24 protein-coding genes and 1 pseudogene are annotated in these 25,489 nt (G+C 65.1%); 11 read left to right on the top strand and 14 right to left on the bottom strand.

Translation table 11 applies throughout. The annotated features are described in order from the left end of the window. Positions 1-48 precede the first annotated feature (48 nt). Positions 49-1,707, top strand: a complete 1,659-nt coding sequence (locus ACLV7J_RS13645) for a YifB family Mg chelatase-like AAA ATPase (protein WP_411869651.1) — start codon at positions 49-51, stop codon at positions 1,705-1,707. Between the two features lie 121 nt (positions 1,708-1,828). Here the strand turns inward: ACLV7J_RS13645 and ACLV7J_RS13640 are convergent, their stop codons facing one another. From ACLV7J_RS13640 to def, 5 genes are all read right to left on the bottom strand, one after another. Further along, complete coding sequence (locus ACLV7J_RS13640) at positions 1,829-1,969, bottom strand: hypothetical protein (RefSeq protein ID WP_411869622.1); 141 nt, start codon at positions 1,967-1,969, stop codon at positions 1,829-1,831. Positions 1,970-2,133: 164 nt separating this feature from the next. Continuing rightward, entirely contained in the window at positions 2,134-2,304 is a 171-nt protein-coding gene (rpsU, locus tag ACLV7J_RS13635; protein ID WP_006172073.1) for a 30S ribosomal protein S21, read from the bottom strand. Positions 2,305-2,367: 63 nt separating this feature from the next. Further along, entirely contained in the window at positions 2,368-3,117 is a 750-nt protein-coding gene (locus ACLV7J_RS13630; RefSeq protein ID WP_411869621.1) for a DUF3747 domain-containing protein, read from the bottom strand. 62 nt (positions 3,118-3,179) lie between these two features. After that, positions 3,180-3,377, bottom strand: coding sequence for a hypothetical protein (locus ACLV7J_RS13625; protein ID WP_255128538.1), 198 nt, complete (start codon positions 3,375-3,377; stop codon positions 3,180-3,182). Positions 3,378-3,390: 13 nt separating this feature from the next. After that, a complete protein-coding gene (gene def / locus ACLV7J_RS13620) occupies positions 3,391-3,993 on the bottom strand; it encodes a peptide deformylase (protein ID WP_411869620.1) in 603 nt (200 codons plus the stop codon). Between the two features lie 89 nt (positions 3,994-4,082). Between def and ACLV7J_RS13615 the strand changes: the two genes are divergently transcribed. Together ACLV7J_RS13615 and ACLV7J_RS13610 are read left to right on the top strand one after the other, a co-directional pair. Continuing rightward, positions 4,083-6,179 carry a prolyl oligopeptidase family serine peptidase gene (locus tag ACLV7J_RS13615; RefSeq protein ID WP_411869619.1) on the top strand — a complete coding sequence of 699 codons (2,097 nt, stop codon included), beginning with the start codon at positions 4,083-4,085 and terminating at the stop codon, positions 6,177-6,179. Next, complete coding sequence (locus ACLV7J_RS13610) at positions 6,176-7,591, top strand: sodium/glutamate symporter (protein ID WP_411869618.1); 1,416 nt, start codon at positions 6,176-6,178, stop codon at positions 7,589-7,591. Before ACLV7J_RS13615 ends, ACLV7J_RS13610 begins: the two co-directional genes overlap by 4 nt. 30 nt (positions 7,592-7,621) lie before the next feature. On the opposite strand, the gene ACLV7J_RS13605 is transcribed toward ACLV7J_RS13610, so the two are convergent. Continuing rightward, on the bottom strand, positions 7,622-9,763 hold the full coding sequence (locus ACLV7J_RS13605; protein WP_411869617.1) for a bifunctional aldolase/short-chain dehydrogenase: 2,142 nt from the start codon (positions 9,761-9,763) through the stop codon (positions 7,622-7,624). A gap of 52 nt (positions 9,764-9,815) precedes the next feature. On the opposite strand from ACLV7J_RS13605, the gene ACLV7J_RS13600 reads away from it, so the two are divergent. The 4 genes from ACLV7J_RS13600 to ACLV7J_RS13585 are packed head-to-tail and all read left to right on the top strand — an operon-like array spanning position 9,816 to position 11,988. Then, the gene (locus ACLV7J_RS13600; protein ID WP_411869616.1) at positions 9,816-10,220 is read left to right on the top strand and encodes a hypothetical protein; all 405 of its coding nucleotides are present in this window, start codon (positions 9,816-9,818) and stop codon (positions 10,218-10,220) included. A gap of 46 nt (positions 10,221-10,266) precedes the next feature. After that, a complete protein-coding gene (locus ACLV7J_RS13595) occupies positions 10,267-10,824 on the top strand; it encodes a hypothetical protein (protein WP_411869615.1) in 558 nt (185 codons plus the stop codon). A 7-nt stretch (positions 10,825-10,831) separates the two neighbouring features. Next, positions 10,832-11,050 carry a hypothetical protein gene (locus ACLV7J_RS13590; RefSeq protein WP_411869614.1) on the top strand — a complete coding sequence of 73 codons (219 nt, stop codon included), beginning with the start codon at positions 10,832-10,834 and terminating at the stop codon, positions 11,048-11,050. An 11-nt stretch (positions 11,051-11,061) separates the two neighbouring features. Further along, on the top strand, positions 11,062-11,988 hold the full coding sequence (locus ACLV7J_RS13585) for a cytochrome c oxidase assembly factor Coa1 family protein (protein ID WP_411869613.1): 927 nt from the start codon (positions 11,062-11,064) through the stop codon (positions 11,986-11,988). 15 nt (positions 11,989-12,003) lie between these two features. On the opposite strand, the gene mtnA is transcribed toward ACLV7J_RS13585, so the two are convergent. The 6 genes and pseudogenes from mtnA to ACLV7J_RS13555 form a co-directional block, all read right to left on the bottom strand. Next, a complete protein-coding gene (gene mtnA / locus ACLV7J_RS13580; protein ID WP_411869612.1) occupies positions 12,004-13,101 on the bottom strand; it encodes an S-methyl-5-thioribose-1-phosphate isomerase in 1,098 nt (365 codons plus the stop codon). 38 nt (positions 13,102-13,139) lie between these two features. Continuing rightward, positions 13,140-13,559 (bottom strand): hypothetical protein, encoded by a 420-nt coding sequence (locus tag ACLV7J_RS13575; protein WP_411869611.1) that lies wholly within the window; start codon positions 13,557-13,559, stop codon positions 13,140-13,142. 92 nt (positions 13,560-13,651) lie between these two features. Next, positions 13,652-14,413: a peptidoglycan recognition family protein gene (locus ACLV7J_RS13570; protein WP_411869610.1), complete on the bottom strand. Its 762-nt coding sequence runs from the start codon at positions 14,411-14,413 to the stop codon at positions 13,652-13,654. Positions 14,414-14,499: 86 nt separating this feature from the next. Then, positions 14,500-15,348: an oxygenase MpaB family protein gene (locus tag ACLV7J_RS13565; protein ID WP_411869609.1), complete on the bottom strand. Its 849-nt coding sequence runs from the start codon at positions 15,346-15,348 to the stop codon at positions 14,500-14,502. 8 nt (positions 15,349-15,356) lie between these two features. Beyond that, a complete protein-coding gene (locus ACLV7J_RS13560) occupies positions 15,357-15,896 on the bottom strand; it encodes a DUF1543 domain-containing protein (protein ID WP_411869608.1) in 540 nt (179 codons plus the stop codon). A gap of 10 nt (positions 15,897-15,906) precedes the next feature. Further along, positions 15,907-16,275, bottom strand: a pseudogene (locus tag ACLV7J_RS13555) (aminotransferase class V-fold PLP-dependent enzyme); the annotation flags it as partial. Between the two features lie 349 nt (positions 16,276-16,624). On the opposite strand from ACLV7J_RS13555, the gene ACLV7J_RS13550 reads away from it, so the two are divergent. From ACLV7J_RS13550 to ACLV7J_RS13535, 4 genes are all read left to right on the top strand, one after another. Beyond that, positions 16,625-17,530 (top strand): M48 family metalloprotease, encoded by a 906-nt coding sequence (locus tag ACLV7J_RS13550; RefSeq protein ID WP_411869607.1) that lies wholly within the window; start codon positions 16,625-16,627, stop codon positions 17,528-17,530. Between the two features lie 57 nt (positions 17,531-17,587). Further along, positions 17,588-18,154, top strand: a complete 567-nt coding sequence (locus ACLV7J_RS13545) for a COP23 domain-containing protein (protein WP_411869606.1) — start codon at positions 17,588-17,590, stop codon at positions 18,152-18,154. Continuing rightward, positions 18,151-19,278, top strand: a complete 1,128-nt coding sequence (locus ACLV7J_RS13540) for a serine protease (RefSeq protein ID WP_411869605.1) — start codon at positions 18,151-18,153, stop codon at positions 19,276-19,278. Before ACLV7J_RS13545 ends, ACLV7J_RS13540 begins: the two co-directional genes overlap by 4 nt. A gap of 171 nt (positions 19,279-19,449) precedes the next feature. Further along, positions 19,450-20,247, top strand: a complete 798-nt coding sequence (locus ACLV7J_RS13535; RefSeq protein WP_411869604.1) for a serine protease — start codon at positions 19,450-19,452, stop codon at positions 20,245-20,247. Positions 20,248-20,431: 184 nt separating this feature from the next. Here the strand turns inward: ACLV7J_RS13535 and ACLV7J_RS13530 are convergent, their stop codons facing one another. Together ACLV7J_RS13530 and ACLV7J_RS13525 are read right to left on the bottom strand one after the other, a co-directional pair. After that, the gene (locus tag ACLV7J_RS13530) at positions 20,432-22,714 is read right to left on the bottom strand and encodes an ATP-binding cassette domain-containing protein (protein WP_411869603.1); all 2,283 of its coding nucleotides are present in this window, start codon (positions 22,712-22,714) and stop codon (positions 20,432-20,434) included. A gap of 10 nt (positions 22,715-22,724) precedes the next feature. Continuing rightward, positions 22,725-23,363, bottom strand: a complete 639-nt coding sequence (locus tag ACLV7J_RS13525) for a neutral zinc metallopeptidase (protein WP_411869602.1) — start codon at positions 23,361-23,363, stop codon at positions 22,725-22,727. Positions 23,364-25,489 lie beyond the last annotated feature (2,126 nt).

The raw sequence follows: 25,489 nt of genomic DNA, 5'->3' as shown, positions 1-25,489 counted from the left end.
GCTGGAACGGGGGTGGCACTGGTGAGCCGTTCCCCCTGGATGGGCCCGATGTTGGCACGCTGCAGCGGTGCGGCCCTCGTGGGTCTGGAGGCCGTGGAGGTGGCCGTCGAAGTGGATATCGCCCCGGGCCTGCCGGGGCTGTTGATGGTGGGCCTGGCCGATGCGGCGGTGCAGGAGTCGCGGGAGCGGGTGCGGGCGGCGCTGCGCAACAGCGGACTGCGCATGCCGCTCACCCGGGTGATCGTGAGCCTGGCGCCGGCGGACCTGCGCAAGGAGGGGCCGGCCTTTGATCTGCCGATCGCCCTGGCGGTGCTGGCGGCCAGCGGTCAGCTGGAGCCGCAGCGGCTGGCGGGCATCTGGTGCGCCGGCGAACTGGGCCTGGACGGCAGCCTGCGGCCGGTGCGGGGGGCGATGGCCGTGGCGATGGCCGCCCGCCAGGCCGGCGCCCGGGCCCTGGTGCTGCCGGCGGCCAATGGGGCCGAGGCCGCCCTGGTGGCGGGCCTGTCCCTGGTGCCGGCCGGCAGCCTGCTGGAGGTGCTCCACCTCCTGGCCGAACCGGATGCCGGGCAGGGGCACGAGCGACAGGGCGGCCAGTGCCAGGCGGGGCCGGATTCGGGCCCGCGGGGGCCCAAGGCCCAGCCAGCCGCACGGGCCCATCCGGCGTCCCGGTCCCCCTCGGCTGCCGCCACGGCCCCCGGCCCCGCCGCCAGCGACCTGGACCTGGCGGACGTGCAGGGCCAGCTGCATGGCCGCCGCGCCCTGGAGATCGCGGCGGCCGGCGGCCACCACCTGCTGCTGGTGGGTCCCCCCGGCAGCGGCAAGACGATGCTGGCCCGGCGCCTGCCGGCCCTGCTGCCGCCCCTGGAGGACGCCGAGGTGCTGGAGCTCAGCTGCCTCTACTCGGTGGCGGGCCTGCTGGGGACCGGCGGCGAACCGCTGCGGCGCCGCCCCTTCCGGGCCCCCCACCACAGCTGCTCCAGCGCGGCCCTGGTGGGGGGCGGCAGCATCCCGCGGCCGGGGGAACTGGCCCTGGCCCACCGGGGGGTCCTCTTCCTCGATGAACTCGCCGAGTTCCGCCGCGATGTGCTCAACCAGCTGCGCCAACCCCTGGAGGAGGGGGAGGTGTGGATCAGCCGCGCCCGCCAGCGGGTCCGCTTTCCGTGCACGGTCTCCCTGGTGGCCGCCACCAACCCCTGCCCGTGCGGCTGGTTCGGCGACCCCGTGCGGGCCTGCCGCTGCGGCGAGCGGCTGCGGAGCCAGTACTGGGGACGCCTGGCGGGTCCCCTGCTGGATCGCCTCGACCTGCAGGTGGTGGTGCGGCGACTTGAGGCGAGCGAGCTGGAGGCGGGCGAACTGGATGGCCGTGGCGGCAGCGGGGGCCCCAGCTCCCGGCCGGAATCGAGCGCGGTGGTGGCCACGCGGGTGACGGCGGCCCGCCGGCGCATGGCCGCCCGCAATCCCGCGGGCTGCGGCAACGGCCAGCTCTCGGGCCGGGCCCTCCGGCAGCACCTGCAGGCAGCCCCCGACGCCCTGGAGCTGTGGCGGCTGGCGATGGACCGGCGCGGCCTCAGCGCCCGGGCCGCGGAGCGGGTGCTGCGGGTGGCCCGCACCATCGCCGACCTGGCCGGCCAGGGGCAGGTGGACGCGGGCGCCGTGGCCGAAGCCCTGAGCTACCGCAGCTTCGACAGCGAAGCGGCGAAGGCGTGAGGCGGAACGAACGGGCGGCGCGAACCGCTGGCGGAGCGAAGGGAACGCGGGCGCCAGCTCTCTGGAGCCGACCCGAGGCGGAGCGGCGCCGTGGGCCCCACACCCGCCCCGCCGCCGGGCCTCAGGGGCGGTAGGGCCGATCCCGGTAGGGCTGCACCCCCACGCTGGGGGGCTGCAACTGCTTCTCCTCACGGGGATTGCCGAAGGCGTGGCCCACGCCGATCGCGAACCAGCGCCCGAAGGAGGCCATCATCGAAGCCATGGGAACCTGCCACAGGGGGACAGTTCCATCCTTGGCCTCCGACACGACAAAGGGAACCGGTGAAAACACCGATTCCCTCGTGGTGCAGATCCGAGACCTGCGCAGCTGGTTCGCGACAAGCCGTGGCGGCTCAGACCCTTCTCAGCTTGAAGCCGCGGAGGGCTTCAGCGGCGGCGGCGGCGCTGCTGGGCCTTGCGCTTGTACTTCTCGGTGGGGGTCTCGTGGTGACGCAGGCGCTTGAGGTCGGCGAAGATCCCTGCCTTGGACACTTGACGCTTGAAGCGGCGCAGGGCCGATTCGATTCCTTCGTTCTCGCCGACGGTGACCTGGGTCATGGACCGCTGATGGGTTTTGCAGATAGTGGATGGTAGCAAGGGCCCGATCCGGGCTCCGCAGCCCTACAGGGTCGTCGCCTGGCCGGGCTTGGCGGCATCCGCCGGCGCCGGACTGGCCGCCGGCAGGGGGGGGAGCGCCGCGGCGGGGGGCGCCGTTGGGGCCGGACCTGACGCTGCAGCTGGCATGGGAGCGGACGAGGCTGCGGGTTGGGGGGCCGGCGAGGCGGTGGCGGTCGGGGTACCGGCGGGCCAGTCGTCGCGGTAGATGTACACGTGGCCCAGGGCCCGGTTGCCGAAGTGGCGGCGCATCAGCCGCCAGCCGGGCTCAGGCACCAGCTGCAGGAAGCCGGCCGTGGTCCCGCCGGTGCGGGCCACCACCATCTCGGGGCCACCACCGGCCTTGCCAGGCACAGCCAGCAGGATGGTGTCGTTGCCACTGCGCAGCACCGAGAGGCGATACACGGTGGCCAGATCGGTGCCACCGACCCGCAGCGAATAGCCGTTGGTGTCGATGAAGCGGTTGCAGATGCCGGTGAAGTCGAAGGTGGCGAGCAGCGGATCCACCACGGCGGGGGAGCCCGGCTGCACGGCGTAGCAGGGACGGGTGTCGCGGCGCTGCTCGTAGATGTTGAGCTGGGCGCGGCTGCCATCGCCGATCGGTGCCGCCACCAGCACGAACTTGCTCTGGTCCACGTCCACGGCGTTGAACAGGGCGGCGGCGCCCACGGGCTGGGCCGAAGCCAGCAGGGCGGCGGCAGCCAGGGCCGAGCCCGTCAGGACGCGGGCTGACGCCAGGGGGGGAATCGGGAGCATCGGGGCAGGGGGCGGCGGGAGTGGGGCGATCGTATGCAGGGCGATGGACGAACGCCAGCCGCTCAGGCCGGCTTGTTGATCCGGATCGCCACCAGCAGGCTCAGCACGGTGCCAGGCAGGGCCGCCGCCAGGATCAGGCGGGTGGTGGCCAGGCCGAGCTCGGGATCGCCATAGGCCAGCTCGAACACCGAGCCGGTGGCGGCGATGCCCAGAACGCAGGCCAGGGCGAGGAACAGGCCCGCCAGGGGTTTCATCGGCATGGAAGTCTCCGGCTCAGGCGATGGGGCGGACGTCGGCGCGGTCGAAGCCCTTCTCGCTCAGACCCTCGCGCAGCTTCGCGTCATCGGTGACGCGATCGACGAACAGCACGCCGTTGAGGTGATCCATCTCGTGCTGGATGCAGCGGGCCATCAGGCCATCGGCCTTGAGGCGCTTGGGCCGGCCCATCTCATCGCGGAACGACACCTCCACCACGCTGGGACGCACCACGTCGAGGTAGACGCCGGGAATGCTGAGGCAGCCCTCCTCGTAGGTGCAGATCGTGCCGCCCACGCCGGTGATCTCGGGGTTGATCAGCACCAGCGGCGGGCTGGCGGCGTCCTCCAGCTCCAGGTCGATCACCAGCAGCTGCTGGTGCACGCCGATCTGGGGGGCGGCCAGGCCGATGCCACGGGCGGCGTACATGCTCACGAGCATGTCGCGGGCGAGGCTGCGCACGGCCTCATCCACCTTGCCGATGCGCCGGGCCGGGGTGCGCAGCACGGCATCCCCCAGCTGGTGAATGTCGTAGGGAGGGTTGTCGACGGGGTCCTTGGACACCTGCAGGCGCCCCGAGAGCTCGGCGGAACGCGCCAACTTGGCGAAGCTGCTGGCCACGGACCCTCATCGTTCAGGCGTGAAGCGATTCTAGAAGTCACCCCCCAGGAGAGTCGGTGAGCCCAGCCCCCGGGAGTCCGCCCACCGCCATGCCGGATCCCACGTCCCCATCCGCCGCTCCCCATCCAGTTGCGCCGCTGCCGGCCGCCGCGGTGGTGGGCCGCACGCCAAGCCTGAAGGAACCCCAGCTGCTGGGGGGCTTCCTCTACTGGCAGGAGCAACGGCCCCAGGAGAAGGGCCGCACCACCCTGCAGCGGCGCCGGGCCGGCGCTCCGGTGGACGCCGCGGCCGAGGAACTCACCCCCGGCGACTGGAACCTGCGCAGCCGGGTGCACGGCTACGGCGGCGGGGCCTGCGCCCTGGGCCGGCTGGCGGCGGAGCCCGAGACAGGCGCTGAAAGAACAGACGCCACCATCGCCGTGTTCGTGCACGACGGCGACCGCTGCCTCTGGGCCCTGGACCTGGCGCCGGACGGGGCGGCGGGCGCCCCCCGGCGCCTCACCGAACCCCGCACGGACGACGCAGCCTTCGGCGGCGGCCTGATCGACGGGCCCCGGCGGCGCTGGATCGGCGTGCTGGAGCTGGAGGGGCGTGACCAGCTGGTGGCGGTGCCCCTCGCCGGAGGCCAGCCCGAGCCCCTGCACGCCGCGGCCGACTTCTGCGGCTACCCGGCGCTGAGTCCCTCCGGCACACACCTGGCCTGGCTGGAGTGGCAGCAGCCCTGGATGCCCTGGCAGCGCAGCCAGCTGTGGCTGGCGCGGCTCGGAGCCGGCGGCGCCCTGGAGCGCCCGGAGCTGGTGGCCGGCGCCGGCAGCGCCCAGGGCGAGGCCCTCTCGGTGTTTCAGCCCCTCTGGATCGAAACCGACGGCGCCGCCGCGCTGGTGGTGGCCAACGACCGCAGCGGCTGGTGGAATCTGGAGTGCCTGGCGGGCGCTGAGGCCCGCGGCGCCACAGGCGGCGACGCCAGCGAGGCCCCAGGAGCCAGCGGGGCCTCCGCCGATGCCGCCTCCCCCGGGCCCGCCTGGCGGCCGATGCTGCCGATGCCGGCGGACTTCGCCATGCCCCAGTGGGTGTTCGGCATGGCCACCCACGCCTGGGACGGCCGGCAGCTGCTCGCCATCGCCTGCCAGGAGGGCCGCTGGCAGCTGGGGCGCATCGCCCTGGACCCGTCAACGGAGCGGGAGCAGCCGGGCCCCGCGACGATCCAGGCCGCTCCCGACACGCCTCCTACCCGCTGGCAGCCGATCCCGATCCCCTTCGACGATCTGGCCTACCTGACGGCGGAGAACGGCCGGCTGGCCTGCGTGGCCAGCGGTCCCACCAGCCCGCCGGGCCTGCTGGAGCTGGAGCTGACCACGGGCGCCTGGACCCACACCCCCGCGGCCGCCGCCCCGCTGGCCCCGGAGGCCATCAGCCAGCCACAGCCGCTCTGGTTCCCGGGCCACGGCGACCGGCCCACCCACGCCTGGTTTTACCCCCCCGCCGGCGGCGCCAACCCCCAGGCGCCGCTGCTGGTGAAGGGCCACAGCGGCCCCACCGCCATGGCCCGCACGGGCCTGAACCCGGCGATCCAGTTCTGGACTAGCCGGGGCTGGGGCGTGGTGGATGTGAACTACGGCGGCTCCACCGGCTTCGGCCGCGCCTACCGCGAGCGGCTCGACGGCCAGTGGGGCGTGGTGGACGTGGCCGACTGCGCCGCCGCGGCCCGGGCCCTGGTGGAGGCCGGCCGGGCCGCAGCGGGGCGGATCGCGATCGAGGGGGGCAGCGCCGCCGGCTTCACGGTGCTGGCGGCGCTCTGCTTCACCGACGTGTTCCGGGCCGGGGGGTGCCGCTACGCCGTGACCGACCTGGCGGCCCTGGCCCAGCACGATGAGCACCGCTTCGAGGCCCGCTACCTTGACGGCCTGGTGGGCCCCTGGCCCGCAGCGGCGGCCACCTATGCGGAGCGCTCACCCCTGCAGCATGCGGAGCGGATTCAGGCGCCCGTGATCTTCTTCCAGGGCCTCGAGGACACGGTGGTGCCGCCGGAGCAGACCGAGCGCATGGCGGAGGCCCTGCGCCGCAACGGCGTGCCGGTGGAGGTGCACCTGTTTGCCGAGGAGGGCCACGGCTTTCGCAGCAGCGCCACCCAGATCCAGGTGCTCGAGGCCACCGAGGCCTTCTTCCGCCGGCACTTCCAGCTTTGACCCACCTCCTTGCCGCCCTCCCCGCCTGGGCCGCCCCCGCCGTCACCCTGCTGCTGGCCCTGGCCGCCCTGACCCTGCTGGTGCTGGTGGGCCGCCGCCTCGGCGGCGCGCTGGGCCTGAAGCAGTGGGGGATTCCGGAGGCCCTGCTCGCCGGCTCCCTCGGCCTGTTGCTGGCCCCGGCGGGCCCGCTGCCCCTGCTGGCTGAACCGGTGATGGCCGTCTGGGACCAGCTGCCCCTGCCGCTGCTGACCCTGGTGTTCGGCTCCCTGCTGCTGGGCAAGCCGCTGCCGAAGCTCGGCGGACTGTGGCGGCCCCTCTCGGCCCAGGTGCTGCTGGCCCTCACCCTCGCCTTCGGCCAGTTCCTGGTGGGCGGCCTGGTGGTGCTGCTGGTGCTGCAGCCCTGGCTGGGGATGAGCCCGGTGCTGGCGGTGCTGATCGAAGTGGCCTACGAGGGCGGCCATGGCTCGGCTGCGGCCATGGGCCCCACCTACGAGCGCCTGGGCCTCGAGGGCGGCCAGGCCCTCGGGCTGGCGATGGCCACCGTGGGGCTGCTGGCCTCCACCGTGGTGGGGGGCCTGGTGGTGGTGCTGGCCCGCGGGCGGGGCTGGCTCAGCTTCGGCGCAGCGATCCCGCTGCCGGAGGCCATGGAGACGGTGGCCGAGGTCACCCCGCCCCTGGAGGCGATCCCCACCGGCCCGCCCCTGGAGGAGGGCACGGTGGAGGTGCCGGCCGCGTGGCGCCAGGCCGCCGACTGGGCCGTGAACCTGGCCCTGGTCGGGGTGGCGGTGCTGATCGGCTGCGGCCTGCTGGAGGCGCTGCGCTGGGCATCCGCAGGCAGCGGCGGGGGCTTCGCCCTGGTGATCGATGCGCTGCCGGTGTTCCCCCTGGCGCTGGTGGGCTCGCTGCTGGTGCGCCTGGTGCTGGAAAAGAGCGGCCAGACCCGCTGGGTGTCCACGCCGATCCAGGCGATGGTCGGCACGATCTCGGCCGACCTGCTGATCACGGCGGCCACGGCCTGCCTGGATCTGGGGCTGCTGGCCGCCGACTGGCTCCCCCTCACGGTGCTGGCCCTGGCGGGCCTGCTGTGGAACCTGGCGGTGGTGCTGCTGCTCGCGCCGCGGATCCTGCCCGCGGACTGGTTCGAGCGGGCGATCCTGGAATTCGGCCAGGCCACGGGCGTGGCGGCCAGCGGCCTGCTGCTGCTGCGCATGGCCGATCCCGACGACCGCAGCGAGGCGGTGACGGCCTTCTCGATCAAGCAGCTGCTGCTGCAACCCCTGCTGGCCGGGGGGGTGATCACCGTGGTAGCGCCCCTGGTGGTGGACGGCTGGGGGCTGCCGGCCTGGACGGGCCTCTGCTTCGGCCTGGTGCTGGTGTGGATCAGCCTGGGGCTGTGGCTGGGCCGTCGCTGAGCAAAGGGGGCGGCGACCCGAACGCTCTGCTCAGCGCACCATGCCGGCGACGTTGCCGCCATCCACGGTGAGCAGGGCGCCGGTGCTGCGCTCCAGCGTCGCCAGGGCCACGAAGGCGTCGGCCACATCGGCGGCGCGCACCTCCCGGCCCAGCAGGTTGCCGGCCATGTACACCGCCTCGCTGACGCCGCGGGCGGCGGAGCGCTCGCGGATCATGGCGTCGTCGAGCAGGCCGGAGCGGATGCGATCGGCGTTGATGCCGTTGGCGCGGATGGCCTCGGCGCCCCCTTCCAGGGCGTACTGGCGCATCAGGGCCAGCAGGGCCGCCTTGGCGATGCCGTAGGCGCCGAAGTTGGGGCCGGGGTTGAGGGCCTGCTTGCTGACGTTGAACAGCAGCTGGCCGCCCAGCAGCGGCCGGTCCGCGGCGGCGGCGGGGTTGCCGGAATCCTGGGCCCGGAACACGGCCACGGCCGCCTGGGCCACCGCCTGGTGGGCGAACAGGTTGAGTTCGAAGCTGGCCCGCAGCTCGGCGTCGGGCAGCTCGGCGATGGGGCCGGTCCAGGCGGCGCCGGCGTTGCTCACCACGATGTCGAGGCCGCCGAAGCGGGCCGTCACGGCCGCGACGGCGGCCCCCACGGCGGCCGGATCGGTCACGTCGCCGGCGAGGCCCAGGGCGTGCTTGCCGCAGCCGGCGGCCACCGCGGCCGCCGCTTCGCCATCGCGATCGAGCACGGCCACCTCGGCGCCCTGGGCCGCGAAGGCCCGGGCCGTGGCGGCGCCGATGGCGCCGGCGCCGCCGGTGACGAGCACCACCTGGCGGGCCAGGGGCTTCTCCGCGCCTTTACCGAGCTTGGCCTGCTCCAGGCTCCAGTACTCCATGTCGAAGGTGTCGGGCTCGTTCACCGGCGCGAAGCGGCCCACGGCCTCGGCGGCCAGCAGGGTCTGGGCCCAGGCCTCGGCCACATCCGCCACCACGGCCGCCTCGGCCGCCGACTTGCCGAGGCCCACCAGCCCCAGCCCCGGGATCGCCACCAGCCGCGGCAGCGGATCGAGCGGCTTCTTGATCCCGCCCACGCGGGCGTTCTGGCGGGCGAAGTAGGCCTGATAGGCAGCGATGTAGGCCGCCAGGGCCTGCTCCACGGCGGCGGCCCAGCCGGCCAGGGCCTCGGGCGCGGCGGCGGCCGGCGGGGGCGGCAGCACCAGCGGGAAGGCCTTGGTGCGGATCACGTGGTCGGGGGTGGCGACGCCGCGGCGGGCCCAGTCGGGCAGGCGCGGATCGTTCACCACCGAGAGCGCCAGGGGGGTGCCGCGCAGCGCCAGCAGCCAGCGGGCCGGGGCCGCCTCGGCCTCGGCGGCCCGGCCCAGGGCCCCCCGCAGGATCGGCAGCACAGCCGCCGCCCCAGCGACGGGCTCCGGCACCGCCGCCGGCTGGCCCGGGGGTTGCGCGCTGCGCGCCTGGGCAATGCGCTCCTCGGCCTGCCGCACCAGGGCGATCATCCGCTCGTAGCTCTGCTTCGCCGTGGCGCCGAAGGAGAACAGGCCGTGCTGCAGAAGCACCATGCCCTCGAGTTCCACGCCGGCGGCGCGGGCGCGCGCCTCGGCCTCCTCATAGGCGCAGGCGGCGGCCAGGGCCAGGTCGAAGCCGGGCATCACGTAGGGCACCAGCGCCACCCGCTCGCCGTACACGGCGCGGCAGAGGGCCTCGGCATCGGGCTGGTCCGCCAGGGCCAGCAGGGCGATCGAGTGGGTGTGGTCGACGAACTTGTGGGGCAGGAAGGCGTGCAGCAGTGCCTCCACCGAGGGGTTGGGGGCCGCCGGATCGATCAGGTTCTGGCGCTGGGCCGCCACCATCGCCTCATCGCTGAGGGCCGGCAGGGCGCGCAGGGCCTGCAGCGGTTCGAGCCGCACGGCCGGGTGGCCCGGGGGTTCGATCGTGGCCAGGTCCCAGCCGGAACCCTTCACGCACAGCACCGGGATCGTCTCGCCCAGCAGACCCGTCACGGTGGTCTTCACCGAGGTGTTGCCGCCGCCGTGCAGCACCAGCTCCGGGTCGGCGCCCAGCAGGCGGGCCGAGTAGGTGCGCAGGGCCAGGTCGGCGCCGATGCCCTGGGCGCCGTAGTGGGCGATGGCGGCGGCGGCATCGGCCTCCGACCAGCGGTTCAGGGCGGGCATGGGCGGCGCCGGGGCGGTGGGGGTTCGGCGAGGCTACGGGCCGAGGGCTGCCGTGCCGCCCTGGGCCGCCCAGACTCGGCGCAGCCGCGGGCCGCCGCTGGAGACGCTGCTGCTGGGGGGACTGATCCTGGTGGGGCTGGCGCTGCTGTTGCCCACGGATCTGATGGGGCCCCGGCAGGCCCGCCGGCTGCTGGTGGGGCTGCTGAGCCTCGGCGCCCTGGGTGTGATCGCCGGGCTGGTGGCCACGGGTCTGCACCTGGGCGAGATCGTCGAGGACGGCGTCTGTCTCACGGTCCAGACCGTGGTGCGGGTGGTGACGCTGCTGAGCGTGACGGTGCCCTGCCGGATCCGGCCCGAGACCTACCTGGGCCTGCGGGTGCTGCTGATCGCCCTGGCTCTGCTGCTGTTTGCCACCGCCCGGGTGCTGGTGCGGGAGTGGCGGGGGCCACGCGATTGACAGGGGCCGCGCCTCTGCCCAGCATCCGCAAAGGAGTGGAGTGCCGATGAGCCGCCAACCGGCCCAGGATTTCCTCTTGTTCCTGATCGGCGGGGCCCTGTTCGCCGCCGGCGTCTTCCTGTTCACCAACCAGGTGATGGTGGGCACGGGTCTGGGCGGCTTCGGGATGGGGGGCGGCTACGCCGGCGGCGGTTTCGGTCGGGGCCTGGGCGGCTGGTTCGGGGGCGTCTTCACCAGGGGCGCCGGCCCGGGCTTCGGCCTGCTGATGCTTCCCTTCGGGATCGGCGTGGCGCTGCTGCTGGCGGACGTCTACCGGCGGCTGGGCTGGTTTCTGCTGTGGGCGTCGGCGGCGGCGCTGGCGGTGGCGGTGCTGCAGAGCCTGCTGTTCAGCTTCCGCCCCACCAGCCTCTGGAGCCTGCTGGCCCTGGTGGTGATGGTGGCGGGCGGCGGCGGCCTGATGTTCAAGGCCCTGGGGGGCTACCAGCGCGAGGAGCGGGTCCTGAGGGAGCGGGAGGCAGAGGATTCCCGCCAGGGCCTGGAGGAGCTGCGGCGGGAGCTGGAGCAGCTCAGGCAGGAGATCCGACGGGAGGGACAGGGGGAATGACGGTGGGGTGCACGCCAGCCGCAACCGGGGCGTGTGGATCGCCGAGACCATGGACAGGATCAAGGGCGAGCCGGTGATCGCCAGCGCCGCGATCGCACCGGGTGCCCTGCCGGTGGTGGTGGTCACGCTGCGCCGGTCGAAGGGCGACTGGGTGCCAGGCCTCGTTCGGCTGGAGATCTCCGCCGCTGGGCAGCTGGTGCACCGCGAGCGCTTCCGGATGCGCTGAGGGCTGCCGCCATGGCCGATCCGCTGGCGCACGGTCCGGGAGCCGAGGCGCCCGACACCACGGCCGAGGCCATCGAGGAGCGGGTGCAGGGCTTCCTCCGCGGCACGTTGCCCCGCGCGCGCTGGAGCCACCGGGCCCACCTGCTCGTGGGGCTCTGGCACCTGCAGCGGTATCCGGCCGACCAGGCCCTGCAGCTGCTGCGCCAGCGGATCCGCCGCTACAACACGGCCGTGGGCGTGGCCAACACCGACCACAGCGGGTACCACGAGACCCTCACGCGCTTCTATCTCGAGGCGATCCAGGCCGAGCTGAGCGGCTTCGGGGTGCTGCAGGCGCTGGCTCCCAGCCAACGGCCGGCCGCGGCCGCGGCCCTGCTGGCCTCCCCCCTGGCCGACGTGGGCTTCCCCCTGCGGGTCTACAGCCGGCAGCGCCTGTTCTCGGTGGCGGCACGCCGGCAGTGGCTGCCGCCGGAGGGCGCCGGGTTCCAGGCAGATCCACGCCGCTGCGAGAGTGACGCCATGGACAGCAAGCCACCTCCCGACTGGTGGGGCCGCAACTGGCGCTGGGTGGTGCCGGCTGTCTGCCTCACGGCGGTGGGCGGGGTGGTGGGCCTCATCGCCCTGATCGTGGGCGCCGTGTTCGGACTGCTCCAATCGGCCACGCCCTACCGGCAGGCCCTGGCCCGGGCCCAGGCGGATCCCGTGGTGATCAGCCGGCTGGGCCGGCCGATCAGCGCCGGCTGGCTGATGTCCGCCAGCCTCAACCGCTCCGGTGGCACGGGCCAGGCCAGGCTGGCCATTCCCCTGCAGGGGTCCAGGGGCCGCGGCACCCTGTTTGTGGAGGCCCGCCAGACCGGCCGCCGCTGGACCTACTCGACCCTGACCCTCCAGCCCGACAACTCCGGCGAGCGCCTCAATCTGCTCAGCCCGACCCTCTGAGCAGCCCCCTTCCCCTCACCCGGCGTAGAGCGCCTGGAGCCCCGCCTCGCTGGCCGAAGCCACACCCCGCTCGGTGATCAGCGCCGTCACCAGCCGGGCCGGGGTCACATCGAAGGCGGGGTTGAAGCCGGGACTGCCATCGGGGGTGAGCTGCACCGTGGTGATGGCGCCGTCGGGGCTGCGGCCCTGGAGGTCGGTCACCTCCTCGGCGCTGCGGGCCTCGATCGGGATCTCGGCCACGCCGTCGGCGATCGACCAGTCGATGGTGGAGGCGGGCAGGGCCACATAGAAGGGGACGCCGTTGTCGTGGGCGGCCAGGGCCTTCAAGTAGGTGCCGATCTTGTTGCACACATCGCCCGTGCGGGTGGTGCGGTCGGTGCCCACGATCACCGCATCCACCTGGCCGTGCTGCATCAGGTGGCCACCGGCGTTGTCGACGATCACGGTGTGGGGCACCCCCTCGCGGCCCAGCTCGTAGGCGGTGAGGCTGGCGCCCTGGTTGCGGGGCCGGGTCTCATCCACCCACACGTGGATGGGGAGGCCGGCGCGGTGGGCCTTGTAGATGGGCGCCAGGGCCGTGCCCCAGTCGACGGTGGCCAGCCAGCCGGCATTGCAGTGGGTGAGCACGTTGAACGGCTGCCCCTGGCACTCGGCCGGGCGGGCCGCCGCCAGCTGCTGGAACAGCGCCAGCCCGTGCGCGCCGATGGCCTCGCACATGGCCACGTCCTCATCGGCGATGGCGGCCGCTTCGGCCTTGGCCGCCTCGGCCCGCTCCGCCGGGGGCAGGGACGCCACCCGGTCGCGCACCCGCTCCAGGGCCCAGCGCAGGTTCACCGCCGTGGGCCGGGTGGCGTTGAGCTGCTCAAACGCCGCCGCCAGGGCGGCATCGCCGGGATCGGCCTGCAGGGCCAGCATCAGGCCGTAGGCCCCGGTGACGCCGATCAGCGGGGCACCGCGCACCACCATCGGGCGGATCGCCTCGGCCGCCTGATCAAGCGTGGCGATCGAGCGGGTGGTGAAGCGGTGGGGCAGCTGGGTCTGGTCGATCACGCCGATCGAGCGGCCGCCCTCCTCCAGCCAGATGGTGCGCCAGGCCTGGCCGTCGATGTTCATGGGACGCGATGGGACCAATCCCCCATCATCGCTGGCCCTCATCGGCATCCCCAGCGGGACGGAACACGGAGCTGGCCAGCCCGACGGGCCAGCGGCGATTCACCGCGAACCTTGATCCTGGCCCACACGGCATCGGCAGCACCCTGGAGGGGAATGCTCCTGATGTCATCGATCACGACCCTGGACCCTTTGGCCACACGGCCGGTCATGCGGCCTGGCCGCTGGCCGTTCGGGGCCGAGTCCCACAGATCCACGGCTCTGGTCAGGGTGACCACGCCGCCCCTCACCGGGGATGCAGACGACGCCATGCCCCGCGCGTCCACCGAGGCGCCACTCGCCTCGGCGGGAGGCAGGCCGGGCCCATCAACGGCGATGGCGAGCATTCGGCCGAGCTTCAGCCTGATCTGCTCCTTGAAGTCGGATGAGGCAGCGACATCCTCCAGCACCAGATCGGCCATCGCCTCCCTCAGCGCCTGACTGCCACTGCTGATCGCAACCGTGAAGAGAATTGATGGTGCAACCCTGCGACTGGAGGTGGTGGCAATGCCGCTCAATAGGTTGCCCGCCCGGTGTCGTAGGCCCGGAGATTGCACAGGGTCGCCGCCTGGCGGTAGGCCGGCAGGAAGCGCTCCCAGCGGAAGCTGCGTGGGTCGTAGCGGGAGTGGCTGCGGTCGGTGGCGGCATGGGTGGTGAGCCGGCTCAGCGGGATGCCGTGGCGCGCCTGCCAGAGCAGCACCTGGGCCGCCGCCGCGCCGTACTGGGCCGGCGTGTAGCCGGAGTGGGCGTCCTGGTCGCCGCGGCCATCGGCGGGGGTTTCCAGGCTGAGGTGCAGCGCCACGTTGTTGATCGACCCCAGCGACGTCGGCCGGATCCGCACCGTCCAGTCGCCGAAGGCCGACATTCCAGCTCCATAGGCCCGCTGGTCATCCGGAACGATCCGCAGCCGCTGGCCCGCACGGTCGATCAGCAGGTGGTAGCTCACCTGGTCGTCGTCCTTCGGGTGGGGCGTCTGGAACAGCCGCACCGTGGCCGGCGCCGAGACCACCGTTTCGTGCAGCACGATCAGCGCCGGCTGGTGGGGCACGGGCCGACCGAACCCATCCTCGGGCTGCCGCTCACCGAAGTTCGTGGGATCGGCGGGCCGGGGCAACTCCTTGGTCAGGCCCAGCTCGGCCCGGAGCCGGGTCTCGCAATCCGCCAGCTCGGCCTCCGTGAGCCGGGGCAGCCCCGCCTCGGGCAGCTCCTGCACCGGCCAGCCGGGCTTCGGCCCGCAGCCGCTCGCCAGGGGCAGCAGCAGCGTGATCGGGGCCATCAGCCGGGCGAGACGCCTCGCAGGGGTCGCAACGGAAACCATCGGCAGGAACTCAGGGACTGGGCTGGGTCAGGGGTGCTCGGGGCTCACTCCGGCCGGTTCAGGTGCGCCAGCAGCGGCGGTGGGCCCAGCTGGTCCAGACGGAAGGAGTGGCCGTAGCTCGGCGTGGGGCGCTGGGAGTAGAAGCATGGCGTGGGTTCGCCCACCAGGGCCCGCCGCAGCTGCAGCCAGCTGCCGGCGAACCGGCTGCGGGTGCGCAGCGCCACCAGCACCAGACCCTGCAGCAGGCCCGGCGCCGCGGGCCAGCCGAGGCAGCCGGCCCCGTCGCCAGCCAGCAGGGAGTGCAGGGATCGGCGCAGCAGCGGCCGCAGCGGCGCCGGCCAGTCGTCCAGCAGCATCGCCAGCGTCGCCTCCGCAATCCGGTGGTTGGTCTCCGCGTAGCGGAAGACCTCCCGCTCCACCCGCGCGTTGAGGGCCAGCAGCTCCGCCAGGCTGGCCGGGATCGCCGTGATCCCCATCCGCTCGCCTACGGCCCGCCAGAAGCGGAACAGGTGCTCCCGCTCCTCGGCCGTCAGCGGACGCCAGCCGTAGCGCTCCAGCCAGCGGATCGGCTCGGCCACGAAGCTGGAGAGCACGTAGAGGAAGTCCTCGTTGTCGATGGCGTAGTGGCCGTGGATCCGGTTCATGCGCGCGATCACCGCCGCCCCGGCTCCGCTGTCCAGCCCGTGGCGCAGCAGCTCGGCCACCATCAGGCCCGTGTCGTCGTAGCGCTTGCGGGGCCGCTGCTCGAATTCCCCGGTGTGCGCCAGCAGGCCCGAGATCGCGGGAACGCAGAAGGTCTTCAGCAGGGCCAGCTCCAGGGCGCGGGTCACATCCCAGGGGAAGAGCACGCCGGCCAGGCGGTGGCAGCAGGCCTCTGAAGCCGCGAGGGTCATGGGGGGAGTCAGCCCACGCTGGGCCCCGGAGACGGGGTGGGCCGGTCGATGCGACGGTAGCCATACCAGTCCGGTCGCATCGGCTGGCTGCGTCCATCGGGTTCGGGGATCAGGTGCACGTGCCACGGCTGCACCGCCTCCAGGGCCAGGCAGTCGTCCACGGCGCAGAGATCATCCTTGTGCTGCTGCTCCGCCCCCACCAGCCAGCGCCGCTTGGCGCGGGCCTTCGCGGCCTGGGGAGTCGCGGCCACCACCAGGCCGAAGCGGTGCAGCTCTGCCAGTTGCTCGGGGTCATAGGCCCCCAGATTCACGAACCAGAGGCGCTCGGGGCCCTCGAACGGCTCGGGGCGCAGGGCCACCTGGAAGCCGTCGATGCAACGCACCTCCAGGTAGCTGTCGAGGTGCAGGCCCCGGAGCTCGCCGAACCACTGGCGGCGCAGCTCGGGGAAGGTGGCTTCGATCGAGTCACCCACTACGAAGCGCACATCGTGCAGCTCAATGGTACTGAGGCTGGTGCGACCGCCGAGCACCACCAGAAACAGCTTCACGGCAGAGCGCTCAGCTGTGCTCCCGCAGGAACCCGATCGTGCCCTTCAGCTCCTCGGCGAAGCGGTCGATCTCCTCGAAGCTGGTGGTGAAGCTGAGGCTGGCGCGGGCGCTGGCACTCAGGCCGTAGTGGCGGTGCAGGGGCTGGGTGCAGTGGTGGCCGCTGCGGATGCAGATGCCGGCCGCATCGAGCAGCTCCGCCATGTCGTTGGCATGCAGACCCTCCACCGTGAAGGCGGCCAGGGCACCGCGGTCGGGCTGCTGCTCCGGCGTGGGGCCGAGGAACCGCAGGCCATCGATCACCTCGCCGATGGCCGGTGTGCCCGCCTCGAACTTGTGGGGCAGCCCCGCCCAGCTGCTGTGGTCCAGATACACGTCCTGCGGCCGCCACGTTGGCCAACTGGGGCGAGCGGGCGACCACAAGGCCGACGTGGTTCAGGTCGGCGGGAGAATCGTGGCAACTGGCCCCCAGGCTTACAAACCACATCCACTCGAGACGATCAGACGCGTGCGAGGCACAACACCGCATCGAAACCGCTAGGAGCATGAGATCGCCAAACTCCAGGGACTAGATGCCCATTCAACGCCCCAGACACCCCGGGATGAGCGGGGAGAGAGAAGGACGACACAGTCTTATGCGACTTTCGCATAACAGTTGACACAATAAAAGCCACATGTGTAGATTTCCTTTTTTCTAAATATTTCCATGAAGAAATGGGTAGCGTTTGCCATGACCGTAAGCGCCACAGTGGGCGCCGGCCTTTACGGCGAGCGCGCCCTTGCGCAGCAGAAACCAACAGATAAGTTTTTCGAAGCAGCGAAACAAGCCCTAACCCCTGACTACTATATCCTCTACCGCATTGTCGACAAACTCGCGCGCGCGAATGACATCGCTAGCGGAAGCTGGAGAGTCAAGGTTTCAGAAGAATATGCCCTCAATGGCTTTGCAGACGAGGCCAATCTGATTGTTGTTCCCAGGCCTGCAATGAGCCAACTCTCGGGAGACGCCGACGCCTTGGCTTGCATGGTGGGTCGAGAGATTTCTCATCATGTGCGCAAGCACAATGCCATTGGCCCTGGCGAGCAAGCAGCCATGAGAAAACAGATCCAGGAGGAAGCCACTGCTGCCGCCCAATCCAATGAAAACAGCAAAAGGGGATGGGGCATGGGCCTTGGAATCCTTGGAGGAGTATTGGGCGTCAACACCGGTGGAATCCAGAGCGCAGTCAATACAAATACAGACAGAGCGACAGCCAAGATGATCGCCGAGAAAGAAGCGGAACTGAACAAGCGGATAGCGGAAACAGCTGCACGCATCGAGAAGGAAGCGGATGAGGATGCCTTTGTTTACCTCGCGCGAGCAGGGCGTGATCCTAAAGGTTGCATTCGCTACTTGGACGTCATCAGTCGCGATCCAAAGGCTGAGCCCGACCCCAGCAACCCACAGATTCCGGGACGGATTCAATCCTACCGTGATTTTATCGACAGAGCGTCCGCCGCAAAGTACAAGGCGGAAGGAAACACTTACCTTTCTCGCAGCCCCAAGCCACTCACCTATGCAATTGCCGACAACGGAGCCTCTCTCAGAGTAGACTCAACGAAGGGCTCTACTGCCAAGCAAATTGACTCCTTCTAAGGTCGGCAAACAGAATAGACATAGACCCACACAGCCACGACTCAGCAATCAGATCGAATGAGAACACCCCTGAATGCGTCCCTCCTGACACTAGGCAGTACAGGCCTAGCTGTCTGCGCAGCTTTTTGCAGCCAAGTATTCGCACCCCAGCAAGCACAAGCCAAAGCTCAGTACTTCACGTGCACAAGTGCCTCAGGAGTGCCTACAACTGTAGCCAACATGTCCAGCGGCAAAGAAGTGGCAATGATTCGCTGGACATCCAGCGTTTTCACCGATGATGGCTGGACACCTGAAAGACGATGCCAGGAAGTTTCCAGCAGGTTTACTGAATACAACAATAGAAATCAGCTCCGCTACCTAACGACTGGCAAAATGAATGGCATGCACGTGATCTGCGTTGCCTTAAATAAAGGGGATCGCTGCTCAGGCCTTGTTTACACGCTGAAGCCGGGTCAGAATCCGACACAGACACTCAATAGGCTCTTTGGCATCCAAAGAAAAGCGACTGGCCCACTCAATGAAACGGGCGACAGAACATATATCGACATCAACGAATACCTGGGCGTAGGCAAGACCGAGAATATGCCTGCAATGACAACCGGGGACAAGCTAAACGACTGGTGATCAGAGCCTTCTCTTACTCTAACATGATCAGAAGACTGTCACAGATTTGTTCTCACGCAATCAGAGCGGCAGGCATTCTATTTCTGCTGTCGCCAGGACTGCATGCGCAAGAACCGTCTAGATCCGTTGTTCAGATACAAAACCAGGCAGAACCCGGAAGCGGCTTTTTCCTGAAGATAGGAGATAAGATCTTATTCGTCACAGCCAAACATGTTTTAGGCGCATCTGGCGAGCAAGTCATCCTCAACCTACCGGATGGGGGCAAACTAGAGATTCCATTAAAGCAGCAAGTCCCACTTAGCGGGATCGATTCTGCTGTTATCATTATCCAGAGAACCCCAGAAAGCGTACTCCCTCTTGAGATTTCGGGCAGTTCACCCAATCCAAACCAAATACTGAGAGTATGGGGATTTCCGGTATCCAGTGGTAATACAGCGAGTCGACTTGACTCAAGGAGCGGAACTTATCTAGGCAGTCCTACATCGATTCAGGATGGATATAGCCTGCTCTACGGAGCACAAACGCAGATAGGATTTTCAGGAGGTCCCATTCTCGATGAACTCGGAATGGTTGTCGGGATGCACGGAAGATCTGATAGCATAATGTCTTCGGCAGGACAGTCGATAAGAACTGGCAAGGCATTAGGCATCCCAATCGCAGCAATTCTTGCTGCCGTATCGAGACCCAGTCAGATGGGTCAACAAATCGATGAGAAAGCATTGGCAGCAGAAGCTGGCCGTGCTTCAATCAAAAGAGTTCATGAGATCATGACTAACTCATCTCTAAGCGATCAGCTACTAGAAGAGCTAGAGCGAGCAGAGAAAGGTGGAATTCAGAAATATTGCATTGAGATGTCCAAGGCATACTATTACACTTTTTTCAGCTCTCTTCCCGACCTATCCAAAGCATCCTCAAGTCAGACCATTACCAAGAGAACAGAAGGAGTCGATCCAGCTTATTACGCATTAGGAAGCCTAGTCAGCAGAAAAGCCGCCGACTTCAAAAAGTCCCTTGCCTACAATAGGATACTAGAGCAGACAGGGAATAGCAGCTATCTTCAGTATAGCGAGAGAAGACTCGTGGACGAAGTCCGTCTAGCGGTTGAGAGGTGCTCTCAGCATTGAGCATCAACCAATCTCGTCATCCGGCAGAATAAGAGTTTATCTTGTATGCATCACGCCAGCAAAACCAGTAGCCAAAGCCACTTTTACAATGGCTCCATCATCAAAAGACTGACCACAGGCGCTAGCATAGTTATCACTGGGGCATCACAACTGTCTTCTTTGGCTTTGGCTATGCCCACCCAGCAGACTGAGCCAGTAGCCATCAATAGATGGCCTCAGACCGCATCAGACCAGCAACCAATAGCCAGCAAAGGGGGAGACTCGCACAAGAGCAGGATCAGCAGATATAACGGCAGCATTCGTGTCGCCATTACAGTACAAGTGATCAACGGGGACCAGAAAGGATCAGGTATTATCATCAGGGACAAGCAGAAGAGGCTGTGGATAATAACCAATCGGCATGTAGTTGGAGAGTCTAGCGATGTGTGCATTGCCTTTTCAGACGGAAGAGATGCAACTGGCAGTGTATTCCAGTCAGAATATACTGACGATGACATCGCATTTATTTCCGTTGCTCAGCTGAGAAAAGACGAGCCTTATGCCGTGCCGGATTATCAACTAGACAGCGCATCAGTGAATCCCGTAGTAGCAACTGGATACAGGGCAGATACAGATGCCTATTTAGAGACACCTGGCGTTACAGTTCCCATTCTCAAAGGCAAGATACTTGGATCAGGATATTCACTAACTTACAGCAACCAAGTGGAAAAGGGAATGAGTGGAGGTGGAATCTTCTCTGATAATGACCGACTTATTGGAATCAATGCACTGCATAGTGATCCTCTATGGCCTGGTGACTGGCACGACTCCAACGGCAGGAGGTTGAAAGGAGGCCTAGGCAGAAAGCTGGATTCTGTTTCAGTTGGCATTGCGATTGAGAACATCTACTCTGCGCTCAATCATATTAAAAGGAAGGGCACTACAAAGCCAGCGACAGCGACGTGCCCCCTCAAGGCAAAAAATCCATGAAGATGACAGCGCCAACAGCGCTTACGGTATACTATTGCTTGACGGGCAGCTCCTAGTAGTTAACCCTATCGATTCAGAGAGAGCAGAGTTAACTATAGAGAATAATTGGGCTCAAGCTGAATCTCGATAGCTTCGCGGAATGACGAGATTCGCATGCATAAAGACACATAGAGGTTGAAATCCATCATCGATTGCGAGGGTAAAAGAGGAGGGACAGCAATGTGGCAATGATTAGGATTAGAGCCTGAACAGATAAAACTGACATAGATTCTACGATTGTCTTCCGAATGGGCTCGTAGTCGATAGCACCAGAAACGTGATCAATAGCATCTCTGCCACCAGGGATTAGGTTCGTGATCTCTGTCACAGCACCAAGAGCACGCATTGACCAGCGGCTGGTAACAATAGAATAAAGATCCTTGGCACCATCGCCAAGAATAAAGAGAACGCCGCCGAAGACGAGCTGAGGAATAAGGAGCAGGGGAGCAATACTGCTTGCTTGCTGACTATTCTGAACGAGGCTTGAGACAAGCAGGGCTTGAGAGCCTATGGAGAATAATGTCGCAAAGAAGATAAGCCAAAGACTTAGGAACCAATTATCAACAGACTGAGGCGCATCAAAAAGGAAGACAACCGATGCTGCCACTAAAAATGCTTGTGCTAGTGCCTGACCAAGCATGACAAGAGTTTTGGAGAACAGGTAGGCCTCAGGAAGGAGGTTAAAAGCCCGTTCTCGGATGAATATTGAACGCTCTTTTACTATTGTTTGGAGAGAGGTCGAGAGCCCAACCCATATAGTCGAGCAGACGACCACAAAGAGAATTCGCAAAGCATCAGGATAAATGCCAACCGTCAGCTCATCATAGTCAGCGAAAATAGATCGATTATTGGCCGCGATAGCTATCATTACTGTAGCAAGTGGCGCCGTGACAGCATTCAAGACCAAAGACGTCACGTCCCTAGACTGAAGCCTAATATCACGGGAGACTAGTGTCTTCAGTTGCGAGGGAAAGGCCTGAAGTCTTGCCTGAAAGTCAACAGAAGTACTCTCTACTTTGGGCTTGCCACTTGTACACAGATTGGGCAGGCGACTAGAAGATGAAGACCGATATCTTGATGCAAGATCCGCAATCTCGCTGTCATCCTTTTCAAGGTACTGATAGATATCAGCAAAGTCTCCTTTGACTCCAAAGTAGTTTGCACACTCTTCGGGTGCACCTGCATAACAGAGATGTCCCCCTCGCCCTAGAAAGACAACTTGGTCACACAGCATCACATTATTTGTGGCATGCGTAACGAGAGCAACCGTCTTACCACTATCCGCGAGGTGACGCAGGAGCTGCATCATCCTTTTATCTAGACCTGGATCTAAACCAGAGGTTGGCTCATCAAGAAATAGGATCCTAGGGTCTGCAATAAGCTCAACGCCAATACTGACTCTTTTGCGCTGTCCACCGCTGAGTTCCTTGACGCGTGCAGACCGACGATGAGTCATCTCCAGCTGGCTAAGTACACGCTCGACGCCCTTGCGTCGTTGCTCTGGATCGGGCAGTTTAAGGCGTGCGGAATAGCGCAGTACTTCCTCAACCGTAAGATCTTTGTGTACAATATCATCTTGAGGGACAAAGCCGACTTCTTGTTTTATGGAAGAGTAGCAGTCTCGAAGTTCGCCGCCATTTACGTAGATATTTCCTCTATAGTCCATGTTCTGGCCAACGATTGTCGTCAGCAAACTGGATTTACCCGCACCACTACCTCCGACAAAAGCCACAAGCTGACCAGGCTCAATCGACAGACTGCTCCCTGCAATCCGCCCAGGAAGCCAAAGGTCTCGAACATCAATTCTATAGTTGGCACCTGAAGTCTCTTTCTGAAGCTTTCCCCCAATCCAGCCAAAGACATAAGTGCCGACCTTGATTTGATCGCCTTCTCTCAACGAGGCTGCCTTTTTGACTCTCTTGTCATTAAGATATATGCCATTGATGCTTTTATCTTCAATGACATCAAGACCGCTAACCTTCTTGATGATGCAGTGGACTCTTGAAATAGTAGGGCCTTCTATTCTAACGCTACACTGTTCAGAGCGGCCGATAGTGATTTCTCCGCCGCCTAGCTGTGAAGGCGGCTCAGTTCTGAAAACACTGAGCCATTCAATCCTAATAGCTGACCTAAGATTGCTGCCAATCTGCAGTTCGGATTGCTGCTCCCAGTCTTGCCATTGTGATGAACTGATATAGCGGTTATTCAGGCGAGTTCCATTTGTGCTATCCTTTTTACCATTGCCATCACAGATTAGCAGGCTACCGTCATGATTGAGCCTGATACGTAGCTGAATGCCTGAGACGATTGACCAGTGTGATGGGACTTGAAGATGCGCTTGCTGCGAGCGTCCAAGTGACCACTCGCCAGGCTCAATAGTGAACGTAACTTTCTCGCTTTCGAATCTAGCGTTAATAGTAATCGTCATGGCATCACGCTCAGTTGTTGAGCACGTTATTCCCCCATCTCAGAAGTCTGTTAAGCTCGCTTTGGGGATTATCAAATTGATTTTGAAGCGCGTCTGAAGATTTTTGTATTACTTTATTGATATTGGTATCATCAGAAGCCACGCAAGAACTGAGGGCACCCTCTCTGTATCCATGAAGAAATGCAGTCTTTCTCATTTGAGGAGTTCCATGCCAATCTTTCTCTAGAGGCAAATAGTCACCAATGTTCTCAAGAAAACTGGCAGCTGTTTCGACCATTTTATCTGAGATTGGCATTGGCGTAGCGGTTTTCATGTAGACCCCAGCTACGCAGTCCGCCTGGACCTCATCAATAACAGATGACCAAATGACGTTTCGCGTAAAACCTTGGACAGCGTGCTGCCTGGCATGTGCATATTCATGCGCAACCATAACGGCGACACCTTCTGGCCCATAAGTACTTCCCACGGCTTGTAGTGTTTTATCCGAAATGTGTATACTTCGAGACTCCGGACAATAGAATGCCGTCAGGTTGCCATCGCCAACCTTCCCACAAGCTGTTGAGCTTCCTGGAGATGATGGGATGACAGATGTCACATCACGCACCCTCCGGTCATAAGCCCTAATCAGCCCTTCCGTGCCTTTTGCCACGATTATGTATGGACTCTGGGCTGAGGCGGGGAGTGAAGCAAGGACTACGGCGACACCGAGAACCGAAGAGTATTTGATCACAACAGACTATCAATCTTGATCTATCTTACCACACCGTTGCGTTATCCTTTCTGCCTCAGGCGCGAGGGGGCCTGGACACTGGACTTCCGTGCCCCGAGGGGGGCAGCCAAGGGAATGCGGCCACTTGCTAGGATCCTCTAAATGCCATTGACATGGACAAAGATTATCGACTAGGGCAAGACTTTTCTGAATGCATCCAAAAGATTCGTCCTGATACCCAGCAAAAACTACTTGCGATTCTTAACGATTTCGCCGGTTCTGACCACGAGATCATTTCTGCTTTTCGGCTTTTGTTCGGAGACCCACTCTATATATCGCTATTTCTCGAACGCCCTCCCATCAACCTTGCTCAGGTCACTTCACTTACGTCGATCGCACAAAGTAGCCTTTCGCCATCCCTTGCGAAGCGGGCTGAAACGTTTGTACGAGGTTATTTTGGTATAGCCAGTTGTCAGTCATCTTCGCCTGCATCATCCCCCCCCCCCTCAAGCCCTCAGCAGTCAACAGGCCCGTCTGCTTTTCAGCAAGATACGAACTCATATGAATCAACGGCGTCCGAAGAATCAACAATTTTCGCTGATGACGAGGCCTGCAAAGAGGGTTCTAACACCCATGCCCCTCAAGAAGGATATGCAGGGGCAAGTCCCAGATTTGTCAAGAATACCAATCTGAAGCCTCTATTATTTGCAGTCCTTATGGGTATTTTGGGGGTTGCGATTTTCAAAGTGCCCGCTATTTGTGAACCTTTTGGCTTGTGCACAAAAAGGGAGGATTCAGGGGCAAAAGATTCTAAGGGGCTTCGATCAGGCGACATTGAGAACAAATCGGACTCCTCTGATCAACCACGGCCTAACGCCCCGCAACCTCCACCAGAAGCGTTGTCGCCACCGTCTCGTGCCCCGCAGCCTCAATCAGAAGGATTGGCGCCACCCCCTGCCCCCAAAGCACCGGCCCCTGCACCACCGATAGCTACGCCCAAGCCAGCGTATACACCTGCTCCTCAGGCAGAGAGCGCACCGTTAAGGGACGAGCCACTCTGGTAATTCATCGACACCATTTTGACTGTTTGAATGGCCAAATGTCAAAAAGAATAGATAGACTATAGTTTGACTACTCGAACATATCCCGAATCGCATCCCCCCTTTTTTTCAGAGAATGCATCGCGCAGATATCGCTTTCCATTTTATGATGGAGTCCCGAGCTCCTGCTTAATGATAAGGGGGCTCTTGTATTCTTCTCCATCTACGAGGACTAAGGCCAAGCCCGATAGCCTCTTAGCCCCAACCTGAACAAGTGAGAAATCGTGGAGCGTCCCTCCGCATTCCTTAACGCTCGCAGCGACGAAGTCTCCGACTTCTTGCCTACAAGCCAATTCACAACCAGTCAGAGGACCCACTGCAGGCACAAACGCCAACACCCTGGCAATAAGAAACACGAATGCCCACGCAAAAAAGCCAACACAGATCTAGCCAGCGAATTGCCGGCACAGTTGCTAAATCTATGTCTCACCAAGCCCGGCGGGGGAGCAGCTTTGCGAGCTGATGCTGAGGCGAGCGCCAGCCGAAAGCCAAGTGCTTCCTCAGCCTGTCATCGATCGCCAGATCGCGAGGCTTTCCAGCTGTTCCTTGACTCGGAGTTCTGGAACGCCATCGCGTAGGCCCACTCGCTGCAGAGGGTCTGGATGTAGACGAAGTCGGCCTGAAGCCCTACCGCTCGGCTTTGCTGTTGGTTCTAGGCGTGTAAGACCTGGTACTGATATGCCGTGGCCCAATGGCGCGCCAAGCCTGGGCCAACAACGGCTTGGAGACGTCGGCGGGGCCATTGCCGCTCATCACCCGGCGGCACCCGATGCCCTGACCCTTGAACTAGGCGACGACGAGACTGCCATCCCACCGTCTAGGTGTTGTGTCTCACCAGGTTCGTCAGCAGAGCAGCTCACAGAGCCGCTGCTGAGGCGAGCGCCAGCCCAGGGCTGAGTGCTTCCTGAGGCGGTTATAGATCGCCAGGTAGCGGGGCAACCAGCTGGTTCGCTCCTGCGAGTTCTG

This window comes from Vulcanococcus limneticus LL (assembly GCF_943369875.1).
GTDB classification, from domain to species: Bacteria; Cyanobacteriota; Cyanobacteriia; order PCC-6307; family Cyanobiaceae; genus Vulcanococcus; species Vulcanococcus limneticus_A.
Note: the sequence above shows the minus strand (reverse complement) of the source record. Positions and strands in the feature narration are given on the sequence as shown.